Here is a 16,137-nt window from a genome sequence, read left to right on the forward strand (position 1 = left end):
GCGCTAGCCGCGATCCCTGAAACGGTTGGTGATCGGGTAGCGCCTGTCGCGGCCGAAATTCTTCCTGGTGATCTTCACGCCGGGAGCGGCCTGCCGGCGCTTGTACTCGGCGATATAGAGCAGGTGCTCGACGCGGTGCACGGTTTCGCGGTCGTGTCCCCTGGCGACGATCTCGTCGACGCCCATCTCGTTCTCGACAAGGCACTCCAGGATGTCGTCCAGCACCGGATAGGGCGGCAGGGAATCCTGGTCCGTCTGGTTCGACCGCAGTTCAGCCGATGGCGCCTTGTCGATGATGTTTTGCGGGATCACCTCGCCGGACGGTCCGAGCGCGCCCGGCGGCACGGTCGTGTTGCGCCACGCCGAAAGCGCGTAGACCTGCATCTTGTAGAGGTCCTTGATGGGATTGAAGCCGCCGTTCATGTCGCCGTAGAGCGTGGCGTAGCCGACCGACATCTCGCTCTTGTTGCCGGTCGTCACCACCATCGAGCCGAACTTGTTCGAGATCGCCATCAGGATGGTGCCGCGAGCCCTGCTCTGCAGGTTTTCTTCGGTGATGCCCTCGCCGGTGCCCTCGAAAAGCTGGCTCAGCGCATGCGAGAAGCCCTCGACCGGCTCGGCGATCGGCACGATGTCGTAGCGGCAACCAAGGGCGCGAGCGCAATCCTCGGCGTCCTTCAGCGAGTCCTTCGAGGTATACTTGTAGGGCATCATGACCGCCCGCAGCCGCTCCTCGCCGAGCGCGTCGACGGCCAGGGCCGCGCAGATCGCGGAATCGATTCCGCCCGACAGGCCGAGAACCACGTTCTTGAAGCCGTTCTTGTTCACATAGTCGCGCAGGCCGAGCATGCAGGCGCGGTAGTCCGCCTCCTCCTTCTCGGGGATGCGCGACATCGGCCCATCGACGCACGACCAGCCCTCCGGCCCGCGCTTCCATTCGGTGACGGCCAGCGTCTCCTCGAACTGGCTCATCTGGAAAGCGAGCGACTTGTCGGCCTGGATGGCGAAGGACGCGCCATCGAACACCAGTTCGTCCTGGCCGCCGAGTTGGTTGGCGTAGAGGATCGGCAGGCCGGACTCGATCACCTGGCGGATGACCACCTGCTGGCGGATGTCGACCTTGCCCCGGTAGTAGGGCGAGCCGTTCGGAACCAGCAGGATTTCCGCGCCGCTCTCGGCAAGCGTCTCGCACACTTCGAGATCGCCCCAGATATCCTCGCAGATCGGAACGCCGATCCTGACACCCCGGAAATTGATCGGCCCCGGCATGTCCGGGCCCGCCTGGAACACGCGCTTCTCGTCGAACTCGCCATAATTGGGCAGGTCGAGCTTGAAGCGCTCCGCGAGCACCTTGCCGCCATCGGCCACCACGACAGCGTTGTGGACGCCGCTCTTGCGCTTTAGCGGCGTGCCGATGACGACGCCCGGACCGCCGTCGGCGGTGTCCTTGACGAAGTCGAGCGTGGCGCGTTCGCAGGCGGAGATGAAGGCCGGCTTCAGGACCAGGTCTTCGGGCGGATAGCCGGCGATGAAGAGTTCGGTGAAGAGCACGATGTCGGCGCCCTGCCGCGCCGCGTCCGCCCTCGCCTCGCGCGCCTTGGCGAGATTGCCGGCGATATCGCCGACCGTCGGGTTGAGCTGCGCGACCGCGATCCGCAGCAGGTCTTTTGCTTTCCGGCTCATGCGCCTCGTCTAGCCTGCCGGCGGAGACGTGGCAATCTGGCAGCGTCGCCGCACCGTCTACGCCACTATTGGGCCGAGAATCTGTAGGGTTCGGTCACCAGCTGTGGCGCAGAACGATGCGCGAGTTCGCGTGTCCGCTCGCAGAATGCGCTGCCCGGATCGCCACCGGGACACAGGCGCGCACCCGGCAGCAGCACCTCGATGCTCGCCTTCTTCACGAACAGGATGTCGTTCCACCAGCGCGCGATGTCTTCCTGCTCGCGCTGGGCGGGATAGAGCAGCGGACGGCTGTAGGGGCCGTTGGGCAGAAGCGGCTCGCCGACGGCCACCACGGTCATGCTTTCGCGCGGGCCGAGATCGATCGTCCACGTCGCCGGGCGATAGACAGGGTTGGCGAGCGCGGAAATCTCGACGTCGCTCAGGGCTATGTCGCCCCTGTTCCTGATGCCGATGCGGAATACCGCGTGGAACGACGTCGGGTCGCACACGGCGTCCTTGGCGCCTCGCCGCGTCTGTTTGCCGATCTCGTCGGCTGCCTGCAGCAGCGCCTGGCGCGAACATTTCTCGATTTCCCGCTGCAGCCGGTCGCGAAGCTCCTCTTCGGCCATTCCGGCTGCGACATCGACGCTGACCTCGGCGGCGAGACTGCCGAGATTGACTGCCAGATCGGCGCTCGGAATTTGGCTCACGGCAGTCTTGGCGACTTCCTGGGCAAGGCCGTCTATGCCCTCCTTCATCAGCTGGTCGAGGTTCGGAATGTTCGGCGGTATGCCCATTGACGCCAGCGCCGTGTCGAGAGCGAAGGCGAGCACGCTTTCGGGGATCAGGTCCAGGGTCAGCGTGCCGACCACGTCGACCACGCGGTCTTTCACCCATTGGTAGGCCTTGCTCGCCCAGTTCCAGGCGTCGGCGAAGAAGGTGGCGATCTCCTCGATGACATTCTTGTCGTTGTCGCCGTACTTCTCCTCCCAGGTCTTGCAGCCGGGAGGCCATCGCTCGACGCGGTGATAGGGTTCGAAGTCGATACTGGTGAGTTCGACGTCAGGTCTCGAGCCGGGCGCTTCCGACTTGGCGTAGAACTCGAACGTCGGCGTCTGCGGCAACTTCGCGCCATAAAAGATGCGCATCACGTTGGACGGCTGGCCGACGACCTGGCTCGACGCCCCGCCGATCGGCAGGACGCGGACGTTCAGGATCGCGCCGCTCGCCGGCAGCCGGGCTGCCACGTCCCGCAGGTCAAGACTGAACCATCCCTGGTTCGCAGCAACCGTTCCCGCAGCAACGAGGCCAGGCGGCTCGATATCGCCCGCGACGCCATTGCCGAACGGCGGAAACGGCTGCGTGCCGACCTGCCAGCGGACGCCAGCACTGTGCGGGACTTTGGTGACATTGAAGTTGAACGTCACGTTTTCTCTGGAAGCTACTGGATCAATTTCGAAATCAGCCGCGCTCGATACCGAGCAATCTGAGCTGCCGCACCGGTAGAGGCTGGCGCCTGGGGGATACGATCCGACGATCTTCAGGATCGCGTTCCAGTTTGCGGCAACGATCTGCGGCGGTTGCGGACGAAAATCGATAAAATTGGTGAATTGCCTCGGCGCAATCGTGATCGACGGCTGCTTATCTTGGTCGACGGGGCGCGGGGTCGGTATGTGAAACGCCGTTGCCGGCATCCGAAGCGTTCCCTCCGGCCGCATCTCGGCTGGTCCGGCCGTCTCGCCTCCGGCCTTCGGCAGCCCGAGCTCAGCGTCTCCAGGCTTTTGCCTAGCTTCGTCGCGGTCCCTGCGTTCGCAGACGATCTGCCTGAAGCCGTTGCATTTGGCGCCCTCGCAGAACCGGCCATCGCCGAAGACGATGGTTGGGATGCCCTTCGCGCCAATGCCCCGGTCGATCCGCAAGGCGCTGGCCCTGTCGAACCCCTGCTCGACGCAGAACTGGTCCGCCGCTGCCTGGCCGCAGGCGCGACCCCAGTTGTGGCACCAGTCAAGGCGAACCCTGTTGATCATGGGATAGGCGAAACGGGTCGCGTTCGGCCCGATCGCCGTCACCTTCATCCGGGGACCCGGTTCCTTCACCGGCGGTGGCGCGGTGACGATCGTTCCCTTGTTGTCCCGGCTCGAAGAACCCTTCTCGTCCGGCGTCTTGGCCTGAACGCCGGGCTTGGAACAGATGATGGCCTTGAAGCCTGCGCAATCGGGTCCACGGCATACGCGGCCGTCACCGAACACCACCGTCGGAATTTCGCGCCGCCCAAGTTCGGGATCCCGCAGGAACCGCAGCGCCCGGGAGAACCCCATTTCGGCGCAGAAGAGGCTGGCGGCAGGTTCGCCGCAGTCGCGGCCCCAGTGCTTGCACCAGTCCAGCCGAACGCCCCTCACCTCGGGCGTCGGAAACGTCTGGACGACATCCGAGGCAGTGGCTGCGCCGGGCGCTGCGCCAAACAGAAGCAGCGCGACGAGGAATGCGGAGCGCGTCGTCGGCATGACGACCTCCTGCCTGGCGCCAGACTACGCCCATTCCGCACATCGGCCAAGCGACAGACGCCGACCGGGCGCCATCCCTACGAGAGATCGGCTCCGGTATAGCCGGCGATCACTTCGGGCGGATTGTTCTCGCCGATCGACATGGAGAGGATGCGCGAGATGTGGGCGCGCGGCAGGCCGGTTTCCTTCGCCCAGGCATTGATCTGGTCCTGCACCTTCTGCTGGTCCTTCTTCGAACCCGGCGTCTCGGCGATGTCCAGCCCTGCGTCGCGCAGCGCCAGCACCATGTCGCGCGAGAAGAGGAACGTGTCCCAGCCCAGCCAGCGCAGCAGGTACTGGCCGGTGGCGCCGCCGAGCCGGCTGCCATGCTTGCCGAGATAGGCAGTCAGGCCGATCTGGTCGTCGGCCGGCCAACCGGCCAGGAATTTTCCGAAACCGCCGTGCTCGTTTGAGACCCGTTCCACGAAGGCGGCGTTCTCCCTGACCGACATGATCTTCTGGCCGTTGCGCACGATGCGCTTGTCGGCCGTCAGGTCGTGCCAGAAATCCTCGGGCTGGAAGAGCAGCGCCTTCGGCTCGAAGCCGAGGAACGCCTCCTCGAAGCCAGGCCACTTCGCTTCGATGACCGACCATACGAAGCCGGCGGAAAAGACCCGCTCGGCCATTGTCGACAGGATGCGGTCGTCGGGAACCTTCGCCACCTTGCGATTGTCGGGCTTCGGCCCGAGCAGCTTGGTCAGGATGACGTCGCCGCCCTTGCGCCTGGCCGCGCGCTCCCGGATCGTCTTGAAGCTGGACATGGCGGACCTCCCTGGGCGCTGTCTTTCTGCCGCCCTGCCATGATCCTATAAGGGGGCATTGCTGCCAAGCCGCCGGGGAGAACCTCATGACGAAAACCGTAGCCGAACTTGCCGGCCGCTGGCTGAAGCGCCGGCCGGACGCGCTGAGCGAGCAGGAAAGCCGCGTCCTGGAAAGCGCGATCGAGCGCAAGCCGGTCGCCCGCGACGTCAACGTCGCCGTCGCCCGACAGGCAAGCGTCGGCGACCGGCTGGCCGACGCGATCGCGCGGATCGGCGGCTCCTGGACCTTCATCGTCTGCTCGATCGCCTTCCTCGTGCTCTGGACCCTCGGAAACGCATGGCTGCTCGGACGCCAGGGCTTCGACCCCTACCCCTTCATTTTCCTCAACCTCGTGCTGTCGATGGTCGCGGCGCTCCAGGCGCCCATCATCATGATGTCGCAGAACCGCCAGACCGAGCGCGACCGGCTCGATGCCTCGCACGACTACGAGGTCAACCTGAAGGCCGAGATCGAGATCATGGCACTGCACGAGAAGCTCGACGAGATGCGCCACAGCCAGATCATGACCATGCGCGACGACGTAGCCAGGCTTGCCGCCCAGCTCGACCGCATCGAGGCGCTGGTGAGCGGACCGCGCGCCTGAACGGCGTCCGGCCGCGGCTTGCGGGGGCGATCAGGATGGGTCGTCCATTCGATTTCCTTGGGATTCCGGGCTAGAATAGGCCTTGGGGTTCGTGTTAGGAGCCGCGGTCCCCATATTGAGGGAATTGTATGCCGGCGCGTGACGAAGCCGGCCAGGACTAGGACAAGACAATGACGAAGTGGTCGCCGAATTCTTGGAGAGCAAAGCCCATCCAGCAGGTCCCGGCTTATCCGGACGCCGCCGCGCTGCAGGATGTCGAAGGCCGTCTCGCGACCTTTCCGCCGCTCGTTTTTGCAGGTGAGGCGCGCAAGCTGAAGAAGCAGCTCGCCCAGGTCGCCGCGGGCAACGCCTTCCTGTTGCAGGGCGGAGATTGCGCCGAAAGCTTCGCCGAACATGGCGCTGACAACATCCGCGACTTCTTCCGCGTCTTCCTGCAGATGGCCGTGGTGCTGACCTATGCCGGCGCGCAGCCGGTGGTGAAGGTCGGTCGCGTGGCCGGACAGTTCGCCAAGCCGCGCTCGTCGGACAACGAGACCAAGGACGGCGTGACGCTGCCCAGCTACCGCGGCGACATCATCAACGGCATCGAGTTTGACGAGAAGGCCCGCATTCCGGACCCGGCGCGCCAGGAGATGGCCTACCGGCAGTCGGCGGCGACGCTGAACCTGCTGCGCGCCTTCGCCCAGGGCGGCTACGCCAGCCTGGAGAACGTGCACAAGTGGATGCTCGGGTTTGTCGCCGACAGCCCGCAGTCCGAACGCTACGAGGCGCTGGCCAGCCGCATCTCCGAGACGATGGAGTTCATGCGCGCCGTCGGCATCACCTCGGAGAGCAATTTCGCGTTGCGCGAAACCGACTTCTACACCAGTCACGAGGCTCTGCTGCTCGGCTACGAGGAGGCGCTGACGCGCGTCGATTCCACGAGCGGCGACTGGTACGCGACCTCGGGCCACATGATCTGGATCGGCGACCGCACGCGCCAGCCCGACCATGCGCATGTCGAGTACTGCCGCGGCATCAAGAACCCGCTCGGCCTCAAATGCGGCCCGTCGCTGTCGCCGGACGGCCTGCTGCAGCTCATCGACACGCTGAACCCGGAGAACGAGCCCGGCCGCCTCACGCTGATTGCCCGCTTCGGCTCCGACAAGGTCGCCGAGCACCTGCCCAAGCTGGTGCGCGCCGTGAAGAAGGAAGGCCGCGAGGTGGTCTGGTCTTCGGATCCGATGCACGGCAACACGATCACCGCCGCCGGCTACAAGACCCGGCCGTTCGACCGCATCCTCAAGGAGGTGCAGACCTTCTTCGAGGTGCATCGCGCCGAAGGCACGCATCCGGGCGGCATCCATGTCGAGATGACCGGCAAGAACGTCACCGAATGCACGGGCGGCGCGCGCGCCATCCGCGACGAGGAACTGCAGGATCGCTACCACACCCACTGCGATCCGCGCCTCAACGCCGAGCAGGCGATCGAGCTTGCTTTCCTGGTGTCGGAACTCCTGAAGAAGTCGTCCCGGCCGGTGCAGACGGTCGCCGCCGAGTAGGTTCGGCCGTCCCCAGAATACAGACAAAAGGCGCCAATCGGCGCCTTTTTTGTTCTCAGGCTTTGCGCTCCCACACCAGCCCTGCAAGCCTCGGATCGCCCAAAAGGTCGGCGCGGCCGAAGCCGATGCGCCGGCGCGGGAACTCGCAGAGCGCCTGCACGCCCGACGCCGAAAGCCTGATGCGCCAGGTCTGGCGGTCGACCGGCCTTGACCTGGCGAAGGCCAGGCAGGTGAGCAGCGCGACATTCGCCCTGCCCTCGGGATCGCGCACCGAACGGTAGCGGATGGCATGGAGCTCGGCCTCCCGCGCCGCGTCGGCGAGCGCCTGGCAGGCCTCGTAGTCCGAATGAGCCGTCCAGTGCGTGCTGTCCCTCGAGAGGGGCGGCCTCGTCAGGTCGACGGCCCGCTCCGTCCGGATCGCCGCGGAAAAGGCTGTGTACTCGGCCGCATCGCCCGGCCAGGGCGTGTCGGGGGAATCCGCGAAGAAGAGCAGGCGGTAGAAGGCCATTTCGGCGACGGCCGTCGCGACATGCTCGGCCGCATAATACACGCCCCGCGTTCGGCCCGCCCGCCTGAAGCGCGACCCCTGCGGATAGACCGATCCGTAGCGGAACGGCGTCGCCAGCAGATAGTCGAGGTGGCGGCATTCCGCGGGGATGGCTGGCTTGGTCTCCTCGATCAGGTCTTCCAGCAGCGCCTGTTCGTCCAGCGTGTCGACGAGCTTCAGTGTGGAGACGCGGTGCTGCGCTTCGACCAGACGCCACACCTTGCCGTCCAGGCTGACCGCTTCAGACGAGAGCGCGGCGGCTGTCCAGATAGGCGATGACATCGATCAGCCCGGTAATCGTCATGATCTTTTCCAGCGGCCGAGACTCGAGCGCCGAATTGGGGTTCTTGATCCAGGCGCGGGCGACCGCCTCGTCGCCGCCTACGATGGCGTCGAGCGAGCGGAACAACCTGACGAACAGCACCCCGAGTTCGAACGGCTTCGAGCCGCGCTCGAGGCTGAAGTCCTTGCGGCGCATGCGCGATACGGTCGCCTCGGAAACGCCGAGCACGGCCGACAGCGCGCGCGCGCTGACGCCGAGACGGTCGGCGGCGCGCAGCACCGCTTCGGTAAGCACCTTGGCCTGCTTCGCCTCCAGGCCGCTCAACTTTGGCTGCGGCATTGGATTCTCCATTTCTGGAGAAAATATAGTGCAGAAATGCTTCTGTGGAAAGACCTGTCCGTCAATCCTTGCGATAGAGCATCCAGTTCTTTCCGGTCCGCTCCGGCAAGGTCGAGAACCGGGTGACGCGGTTGCGCCCCGTCACCTTCGACCGGTAGAGCGCCCTGTCGCACTTGGAATAGAGGTCTTCCGGCCCGTCCGCCTCCGACGCCATGCAGAGTCCCATCGATATCGTGACCGTGCCGTAGCTGGTGTTGGTCTGGGCGTTCACGAACGGCGTCTGCTCGATCAGCAGCCGGATGCGGTCGGCGATCTCGAACGTCGCCTCCTCGCTGGCGCCGTCGACGATCAGGGCAAACTCCTCGCCACCGGTGCGCGCGACGAACATGTCGTCGCGGATCGATGAGCGGAAGATGTCCGCGACGCCCTGCAGCACCCTGTCGCCGACCGGGTGCCCGTAGCGGTCGTTGATGCCCTTGAATCGGTCGATGTCGGCGAGGATCAGCGCCTTGAACAGGATACCGCGGTTGCTGTTGTAGATGTCGGCGATTTCCCGGTCGAAGGCGCGCCGGTTCCAGATCTGCGTCAGCGGATCGGTATTGGCGAGGCGCTTGTACTCCTCGAGCTTCGACTTGACGCTTTCCAGTTCGTTGGACTTCTCGGTAAGCGTGCTTGCGACTTCCCGCCCATGGTTGATGGTCGAGGTGGTTGCCACCGACATCACCTCGACGATCTTCTGGAGCAGGTCCTTGCTGACGAGTCGGCCGTTCAACCCCTCGGCGGTCTGGCCGAGCACGCGACCGTATTTTTCGACGTAGCTGCGCTCGTTGCGAAGGATCGAGGCCACCTCCTCCAGTTCCCTGGCGATCGTTTCGCGCGCATGCTCGACGATGCCGCTGTCGTGATGGCTCGCGAAGTACTTGCGGCCGATCCGGTCGAGTTCGTCCTGTGTCGGCTTCTTGCTCAGCGATACGATCTCCAGGCTCAACTCATGGTTGGAGCCGGAAAGCGCCTCGTAGAAAATCTCGTAGTTCCGCGGCAGGGCCACCACGCCGAGCTGACGCATCGTCAGCAACACGGAACTCGCCAGGTCAGTCGCCCGATCGCTCTGAGCACTCGCAGGCTGCATGCAGAATTCCACCTTGCATCAGTCGTCGCGCGCCGGGGGTGCGGCACGATCTGGATTGTACGGATGTGCAGCCGGCGGGAAGCCAGCGGAAGAACGGACCTTGGATCACGATGAGATGCGCCCCAGATGCATCCTCGCTTGAATTGACTATAGGGAAACGCAGGCTAAATTTTCCTTAATTGCGAACGGCTTGCGGGCGGTTCATGGTGTCCTCGGCTGCGCTGCCCTGACGGGATCGGCCGGGCAGAGCATTGCCGGGAGCCGCGCAGAGAACGGCGCAATGCAGGGTCGCCGCTTGTGGTGATCTGGGTTGTCATACGGAGTAGAAGAGCATGACTGACCATCGCGGGGCATGTCTTTGCGGCGCCGTCCGCTTCACCGCATCAGGTCCGCTGCGCGGCGTGATCTACTGCCATTGCTCTCAATGCCGCAAACAGACCGGCCTCTACTACGCCGCAACCAATGTCGCCGACGTCGATCTCGCCATCGAAGGCGGCAACAGCATCACCTGGTATGAGGCCTCGTCGTTTGCCAGGCGCGGATTTTGCTCCGTCTGCGGCTCGGCGCTGTTCTGGAAACACAATGAATCGGACGAGATATCGGTCATGGCCGGCGCCTTTGACCAGCCGAGCGGACTGAAACCCGAAGCGCATATCTTCATCGCCGACAAGGGCGACTACTACGACGTCGCAGACGGGCTGCCGCAGTTCGAGCGGTCGACGCCGGACGTCAAGGTCGCAGGCGACTGACATCGCGAAATTCAGAGCGGACCGCGCGGACCATCGCCGAAATTGTTCCCCTTGCCGTCGATCTTGCGCTAAAGCGAGCGGCTTCCGTCCCTTCGTGAGGTCTCCATGGAACGCCTGATCAAGGCCTGGCAGAATTCGGTCCGCGCGTTCAGGCGCCTTTCAACCACGGAGACAGCCTTCCAGCAGGAACTGATCCTCCTGGCTCTGGCGCTGCCGGCGGCTTGGTTCCTGTCCAACTCGTGGCGGGGCTATTGGCTGCTCGTCGGCGTGGTCCTCCTGCTGATCATGGTCGAGGTGCTTAACACCGGCATCGAGGCCACCTGCGACGCGGTTTCGCGCGAGTTCCACATCGACATCGAACTCGCCAAGGATTGCGGTTCGCTGGCGGTTCTGATCTCGATCATGCTGGCGCTGATCGTCTGGGGCCTGGCTATCGTCGAGACGTTGTTCGGCTCGCCGTTCTGACAGGCCGCCTTGGAACCTTCCTCGGACTGTAACGTTGTCGGCCCATGGTCCAAACCGCTGCCTTTCTGCGCAGCCTCGAGCGTCGGGATAGTCTTAGCGACGACGAGGTGAGAATCATCGGCGAGCTTCCTGCACGACCGGCCGTGTTCGCGGCCGGCGAAGAGATCGTGCGGGAAGGTACCCGCCAGAAGGAAAGCTGCCTCGTCACGTCCGGGTTCGCCGCGCGAAGCCAGTCGCTGCGCTCCGGCGAGCGGCAGATCACAGCCGTGCACGTGCCCGGCGACTTCGTCGATCTGCACAGCATGATGCTGAAGGTCATGGACCATAGCGTGGTGGCGCTTGGCCCGTGCAAGGTCGCCTTCGTACCCCACGAGAGGATCAGGGAAGTCACCGAACAGAGCCCTCACCTCGCGCGTCTGTTCTGGCTGTCGACGACAATCGACGGCGCCATCCAGCGCACCTGGATCACCTGCCTCGGTCGGCGCTCGGCCGAGCAGCATCTCGCCCATCTGATCTGCGAACTCTATGTGCGTCTCGAGGCTGCCGGCATCGCCTCCGACTTCACCTATGGCTTCCCCGTCACGCAGGCGGAACTCGGCGACGTGCTCGGCCTCTCGGTGGTCCATGTGAACCGGAAGCTGCAGGAATTGCGTTCAGCAGGCCTCGTCGAATGGCGCGACGGAAAGGTCACGATCCGCGATTTCGACCAGCTCGCAAGACTTTCAGAGTTCGACCCGACTTATCTCAGCCTGAGGCGGGAAGCACGCTAGGCTGCATCGCGCGGGTCGTCGGCGGTCAGCGGTGGATGTTCGGCCTTTCAGGCAGATGGTCCGAGCGGTCCGCATGCTCCCGGTGATCGAATGCGACGAACATGGTCCGACCAGTGGCGATGCGGACAATCGAGGCGACGATTTCCTCATCCGGCTCCAAACGCCCCGGATCTGCCTTGCGGAACTCCAGGATCACGCGGCTCGTCGAGATCGGCTCACCCAGCGGATGGCCCGAAAGCACAACCGAAACAAGTTCGTCGCAGGATGGTTTGCGGTCGGTGTTGAAGGCAAGGCCGGTCACTGCTGCGATCTCCGAAACACATGCCCCTATCGCTCCATGCTACGCCGTCCACCGCTAATAGCGAGTGAAATTGTGGTCCTACCACTTGACCTCGGACAGTAGCTGGAACGGCCCTTACAACGGCCGCTATTGCGTGAGACGTCGCATTGCGAGAAGGTCGCAACCTTATGGAGGGACACATGCTCAGACTTGTTGCGCTGCTTTCGCTGCTGGCTGTCGCGTCATGCTCATCGACGCAAGGCGGCTCCAATGCCGCGAAACCCAGCACACAGGGCGCGGGCGCCTCGGTGACCCTGACCGATGCAGACCGCGCCGCGGTCGAAGTCGCCGTCCGCACCCGGCTCGCCGACAACGCCGCGACGTTCCGCACCATGATCGCCCAGCGCGAGGCAAACGGTTCCGTCGTTGTCTGCGGCTACGTCAATCCCGGGACGGGCGACACGCCGTTCTACGGACATCTGAGCGGGCAGAGCTTCACCCTTGCCGACATCGGCGGGCCGACCGAGCGCACCATCGCGGTCCAGCAGGCGTGCCACGGACGCGGCATCTACATCTGACCTTCGAACGGCCTGCCCGAGGCCCAGGGGCTGACGCCGCCGCGGCTCAGTCGACCCGGCTTCCGTTGCGTACCAGGTAGCTCGGCCGGTACATCGTGACGAGCTCTTCCGACGCAGTCGGGTGAACGGCCATCGTCCGGTCGAAGTCGTCCTTGGTGAGGCGGGCCTTCAGCGCGATGCCGAGAAGCTGCGCCATCTCGCCGGCGTCGGGACCGAGGATGTGCGCGCCGAGCACGCGCCGAGTTTCCGCGTCCACCACCAGCTTGGTGAGCATCTTCTCCTGCCGTCCCGACAGCGTGTGCCGCATCGGGCGGAAGCTTGCGCTGTAGATCTCGAGATTTTCGAAGCGCTTGGCCGCCTCGTCTTCCGAAAGCCCGACGGTCCCGATCTCGGGCTGCGAAAACACCGCCGTGGCGATGCAGTCGTGGTCTGGTTCGGTCGGATTGTCCTTGAACGCGGTCTCGACGAAGCACATCGCCTCATGGATCGCGACCGGCGTCAACTGCACCCGGTCGGTCACGTCGCCGATCGCCCAGACGTTGTCGAGATTGGTCCGCGACAGGGAATCGACGATGATTTCGTCCCTGACGCCGGTCTTCACCCCGGCGGCCTCGAGCCCGAGATTTTCCGTGTTGGGAATTCGGCCGATGGCAAGCATGACCTGGTCGGCGACGATGGTCTCGCCGCTGTTCAGAGTAGCCGCCAGCCTGCCGTCGGCGCGCTTGTCGATTCGCTCGAAGATGGTGTGGCAGAGAATGCGGATACCCTTGGCCGCCATCTCCTCATGCAGCCGGTGGCGCAGATCCATGTCGAACCGCTGCAGGATCTCCATCCCGCGATAGATCAGCGTGGTCTCGACGCCGAGGCCGTGGAAGATGTTGGCGAATTCGACCGCGATATAGCCGCCGCCCGCGATCACGATCGACTTCGGCAGTTCGGCCAGGTCGAAGGCCTCGTTCGAGAAGATGCAGTGCTCGTGGCCCGGCAGCGCCACATGCGGGTTCGGCCTTCCGCCCGTCGCGATCAGGATGTGTTCGGCAGTGACCGTGCGGTCCTCGTTCTCGATGCGAATCGTATGTGCATCGACAAGGCTTGCGCGGCTATGGAATGTCTCGCCGCCGGCGTTGGCGACCCCGCTCTCGTAGAGACCGGACAGCCGGGCGATCTCCTTGTCCTTGTTGGCGACGAGGGTCGGCCAGTCGAAGCTCGCCTCGGGCACCGTCCAGCCATATCCGGCGGCATCGGCGAAATGTTCGGGGAACTGCGAGGCGTAGACGTAGAGCTTCTTTGGAACGCAGCCGCGGATGACGCAGGTGCCGCCGTAGCGGTATTCCTCGGCGACTGCGACCCGCTTGCCGAGCCCGGCCGACAGTCGCGCCGCGCGCACACCGCCCGAACCGCCGCCGATGACGAAAAGGTCGTAGTCGTATGTCGGCATGGTCTCAGGCTCCGCGAAAGTGGCGGATCACAGTTAGGTGCCGATGGCCGAAAAGAAAAGCCCGGCGCTGGGCCGGGCTTGTTCCGCGGGCGCCAGCGTCACTGGATCGGATTGTCGAGACCCTGCAGGACCGGCGCTTCGCCTTCCGGCGCGGCCGCCGCTTCGCCGTCCTGCGGCGCGGGGGCGGCTGCGTCGCTGATCGCCTTGTCGGCCTTCACCTGCGCGGCCACCACCTGCTCGATCTGCTTGCCGACTTCGGTCGCGAGATCGCGCTGGATGCCGCGCTGCCAGATGTCGGCGGCCCGGGTCACCTCACGCGCGACGATCGGCCCCTGCGACAGCAGTTTCTTGCCGGCTTCGCTGGCATAGAAGGTTGCAATCGCCGTGAGTTCGGCCTCGCTGTAGGTGCGGGCGTAGACGAGCGCCGCCTCGCGCTCCAGGTCGGCACGGCGGCTGGCCAGGGCCAGCGCCTTCTCGTCGACCGTCGAGGTGATCAGGTCGGTCAGGTCGGGGTTCTGCTGGATGAGTTCCTGCTTCAGCATCTGGGCCGCGGCCGGCAGCAGCAGGTCGTAGGATTCCGTCGCCTTGACCGCGTTGAGGGTAGCCCGCGCCGCCTTCAGGTGCGCCTCGGAGATTTCCTGCGCAACGGCCTGCGAGGCGACGGCGACAAAAGCCGACGCCGCAAGCAAAACAGCGGTTCGGCGGACGCGATGAGCCAAGGTCATGTGAAGTAGAACTCCCTGTTTTGTCAGTTTGCCTGGACGGACCTGATGCCGTCGGCGCCCGCAATGATCGCCAGCCCGGCCATGCCCAGGAACAGTCCGTGCTCGACGACGCCGGGGATGGCGCGAAGAGCATTCGACAGCGCTCTTGTATCCGGAATGCGGCCAAAAGATGCATCCAGGATCAAATGTCCGCCGTCTGTAACAAATGGCTCGCCGTTCGTCACCCTCAATGTCAGCGGGCCCGAAAGGCCGAGTTCGGCCGCCGCGCGGGCGATGGCGATCTCGGTCGCCCTGAGGCCGAATCGGTTGACCTCGATCGGCAGCGGGAATCGCCCCAGCGTGTCGACCAGCTTGCTCTCGTCGGCGATCACGATCATGCGCGCCGACGCCGCCGCGACGATCTTTTCCCTGAGCAGCGCCCCGCCGCCTCCCTTGATCAGGTTGAGCCCGGGATCGATCTCGTCCGCGCCGTCGATCGTCAGGTCGAGCTCAGGCGTCTCTTCGAGCGTGGACAGCCTGACGCCGAGTTCGTCGCAGAGCGCCGCCGTGCGTTCCGACGTCGGCACCCCGATGATCGTCATGCCCTCGGCGACCTTTTGCGCCAGCAGTCGAACGAACTCGGCGGCGGTCGAGCCGGTTCCGATGCCAAGGCGCATGCCGTCCCTGACCTCGGCCAGGGCGGCCCTCGCCGCTTCGATCTTGAGAGCCTTCGCGTCCATAAGCCTCACCCGTCGCCAATACATGCGCGAACACCGCGCGCGCCCTTCGGAAAATCTGCCCGGGCCGAAGCGGGACAAGGTCCCCTGCCCGCCCGCCCCTGCCCGGTAGCGTCGCGCGGCTCGTACCACCTTTGACCGGCGCGGCAAAGCGCTTGGTCGGGTTGCGGCGCGCCGCGCGCCGGGCTATCGCCCATGCGACAAATCTTTCGCCAAGCAGGAATGACAGACCCATGGGCAAGCCGATCATCGTATTCGACCTCGACGGTACGCTCGTCGATACGGCTCCCGACCTGCTCGACAGCCTGAACCACACGCTCGACGCCGGCGGGGCCGCGCGCACGGATGTCACCGGTTTTCGCCAGTATGTCGGCCATGGCGGGCGAGTCATGATCGAGCGGGCCTACAAGGCGCAGAGCCGCGACCTTCCCGTCGCCGAGCACGACAGGCTGTTCGCGCTGTTCCTGGAGCACTACGGCGCCAACATTCCAGGCCAGTCGAAGCCATATCCGGGTGTGGTCGAGGCGCTCGACCGTTTCCGCGATGCGGGCCACCTGCTAGCCGTCTGCACCAACAAGACGGAGGACTTCTCCAAGCGCCTCCTCGTTTCGCTGGGAATGAGCGGATACTTCGCGGCGATCTGCGGCCAGGACACCTTCGACGTCCGCAAGCCCCACCCGCGCCATCTCACCGAGACGATCAGGCTGGCCGGAGGCGACGCGTCCAGGGCCGTCATGGTCGGCGATTCGAGAACCGACATCGACACCGCCAAGGCGGCCGGGATTCCGGTCGTCGCGGTCGACTTCGGCTATACCGACCGCCACGTCCGGGAATTCGAACCGTCGCAGGTGATATCGCATTTCGACGAACTGACGGTGGCGGCCGCGGAGCGTCTGATCGCCGCATCGAACCTCTGATCGCATCCTTGACTTCGCAGCGGACGGCGGCCTATATCGCGGCTCGCTTC

General features: G+C 65.0%; 17 protein-coding genes. 7 read left to right on the forward strand and 10 right to left on the reverse strand.

Annotated features, from left to right (window positions below; all coding sequences use genetic code 11):
* Positions 1-3 precede the first annotated feature (3 nt).
* From ABUE31_RS18915 to ABUE31_RS18925, 3 genes are all read right to left on the reverse strand, one after another.
* The gene (locus ABUE31_RS18915; protein WP_367725280.1) at positions 4-1,683 is read right to left on the reverse strand and encodes an NAD+ synthase; all 1,680 of its coding nucleotides are present in this window, start codon (positions 1,681-1,683) and stop codon (positions 4-6) included.
* A gap of 65 nt (positions 1,684-1,748) precedes the next feature.
* The gene (locus ABUE31_RS18920; RefSeq protein WP_367725281.1) at positions 1,749-4,166 is read right to left on the reverse strand and encodes a hypothetical protein; all 2,418 of its coding nucleotides are present in this window, start codon (positions 4,164-4,166) and stop codon (positions 1,749-1,751) included.
* Between the two features lie 77 nt (positions 4,167-4,243).
* Entirely contained in the window at positions 4,244-4,966 is a 723-nt protein-coding gene (locus ABUE31_RS18925) for a DNA-3-methyladenine glycosylase I (RefSeq protein ID WP_367725282.1), read from the reverse strand.
* A gap of 86 nt (positions 4,967-5,052) precedes the next feature.
* On the opposite strand from ABUE31_RS18925, the gene ABUE31_RS18930 reads away from it, so the two are divergent.
* Positions 5,053-5,610 (forward strand): DUF1003 domain-containing protein, encoded by a 558-nt coding sequence (locus tag ABUE31_RS18930; RefSeq protein ID WP_367725283.1) that lies wholly within the window; start codon positions 5,053-5,055, stop codon positions 5,608-5,610.
* Between the two features lie 170 nt (positions 5,611-5,780).
* Positions 5,781-7,151, forward strand: a complete 1,371-nt coding sequence (locus ABUE31_RS18935; protein WP_367725284.1) for a class II 3-deoxy-7-phosphoheptulonate synthase — start codon at positions 5,781-5,783, stop codon at positions 7,149-7,151.
* A gap of 55 nt (positions 7,152-7,206) precedes the next feature.
* On the opposite strand, the gene ABUE31_RS18940 is transcribed toward ABUE31_RS18935, so the two are convergent.
* The 3 genes from ABUE31_RS18940 to ABUE31_RS18950 all read right to left on the reverse strand — a co-directional run bounded on the left by ABUE31_RS18940 (position 7,207) and on the right by ABUE31_RS18950 (position 9,449).
* Positions 7,207-7,980 carry an RES family NAD+ phosphorylase gene (locus tag ABUE31_RS18940; RefSeq protein ID WP_367725285.1) on the reverse strand — a complete coding sequence of 258 codons (774 nt, stop codon included), beginning with the start codon at positions 7,978-7,980 and terminating at the stop codon, positions 7,207-7,209.
* Positions 7,940-8,320 carry an antitoxin Xre/MbcA/ParS toxin-binding domain-containing protein gene (locus ABUE31_RS18945; RefSeq protein WP_367725286.1) on the reverse strand — a complete coding sequence of 127 codons (381 nt, stop codon included), beginning with the start codon at positions 8,318-8,320 and terminating at the stop codon, positions 7,940-7,942. The genes ABUE31_RS18940 and ABUE31_RS18945 overlap by 41 nt, the downstream gene beginning before the upstream one ends.
* Before the next feature lie 61 nt (positions 8,321-8,381).
* Positions 8,382-9,449, reverse strand: a complete 1,068-nt coding sequence (locus tag ABUE31_RS18950; RefSeq protein ID WP_367725287.1) for a GGDEF domain-containing protein — start codon at positions 9,447-9,449, stop codon at positions 8,382-8,384.
* Positions 9,450-9,781: 332 nt separating this feature from the next.
* Here ABUE31_RS18950 and ABUE31_RS18955 point away from each other — a divergent pair, with 332 nt between their 5' ends.
* The 3 genes from ABUE31_RS18955 (at position 9,782) to ABUE31_RS18965 (ending at position 11,433) form a co-directional block, all read left to right on the forward strand.
* Entirely contained in the window at positions 9,782-10,198 is a 417-nt protein-coding gene (locus ABUE31_RS18955; RefSeq protein ID WP_367725288.1) for a GFA family protein, read from the forward strand.
* Between the two features lie 105 nt (positions 10,199-10,303).
* Positions 10,304-10,663, forward strand: a complete 360-nt coding sequence (locus ABUE31_RS18960) for a diacylglycerol kinase (RefSeq protein ID WP_367725289.1) — start codon at positions 10,304-10,306, stop codon at positions 10,661-10,663.
* Between the two features lie 107 nt (positions 10,664-10,770).
* On the forward strand, positions 10,771-11,433 hold the full coding sequence (locus tag ABUE31_RS18965; protein WP_367725290.1) for a Crp/Fnr family transcriptional regulator: 663 nt from the start codon (positions 10,771-10,773) through the stop codon (positions 11,431-11,433).
* A 25-nt stretch (positions 11,434-11,458) separates the two neighbouring features.
* On the opposite strand, the gene ABUE31_RS18970 is transcribed toward ABUE31_RS18965, so the two are convergent.
* Positions 11,459-11,734 carry a hypothetical protein gene (locus tag ABUE31_RS18970; RefSeq protein WP_367725291.1) on the reverse strand — a complete coding sequence of 92 codons (276 nt, stop codon included), beginning with the start codon at positions 11,732-11,734 and terminating at the stop codon, positions 11,459-11,461.
* Positions 11,735-11,913: 179 nt separating this feature from the next.
* On the opposite strand from ABUE31_RS18970, the gene ABUE31_RS18975 reads away from it, so the two are divergent.
* Positions 11,914-12,291 (forward strand): hypothetical protein, encoded by a 378-nt coding sequence (locus ABUE31_RS18975; protein WP_367725292.1) that lies wholly within the window; start codon positions 11,914-11,916, stop codon positions 12,289-12,291.
* A gap of 46 nt (positions 12,292-12,337) precedes the next feature.
* On the opposite strand, the gene gor is transcribed toward ABUE31_RS18975, so the two are convergent.
* The 3 genes from gor to rpiA form a co-directional block, all read right to left on the reverse strand.
* A complete protein-coding gene (gene gor / locus ABUE31_RS18980) occupies positions 12,338-13,729 on the reverse strand; it encodes a glutathione-disulfide reductase (RefSeq protein ID WP_367725293.1) in 1,392 nt (463 codons plus the stop codon).
* A gap of 98 nt (positions 13,730-13,827) precedes the next feature.
* Positions 13,828-14,454, reverse strand: a complete 627-nt coding sequence (locus ABUE31_RS18985; protein ID WP_367725294.1) for a DUF2059 domain-containing protein — start codon at positions 14,452-14,454, stop codon at positions 13,828-13,830.
* 23 nt (positions 14,455-14,477) lie between these two features.
* On the reverse strand, positions 14,478-15,173 hold the full coding sequence (gene rpiA, locus ABUE31_RS18990) for a ribose-5-phosphate isomerase RpiA (protein ID WP_367725295.1): 696 nt from the start codon (positions 15,171-15,173) through the stop codon (positions 14,478-14,480).
* A gap of 230 nt (positions 15,174-15,403) precedes the next feature.
* Between rpiA and ABUE31_RS18995 the strand changes: the two genes are divergently transcribed.
* On the forward strand, positions 15,404-16,087 hold the full coding sequence (locus ABUE31_RS18995; protein ID WP_367725296.1) for a phosphoglycolate phosphatase: 684 nt from the start codon (positions 15,404-15,406) through the stop codon (positions 16,085-16,087).
* Positions 16,088-16,137 lie beyond the last annotated feature (50 nt).

This window comes from Mesorhizobium marinum, assembly GCF_040813675.1.
In the GTDB taxonomy this organism is placed as follows: domain Bacteria; phylum Pseudomonadota; class Alphaproteobacteria; order Rhizobiales; family Rhizobiaceae; genus Mesorhizobium_K; species Mesorhizobium_K marinum.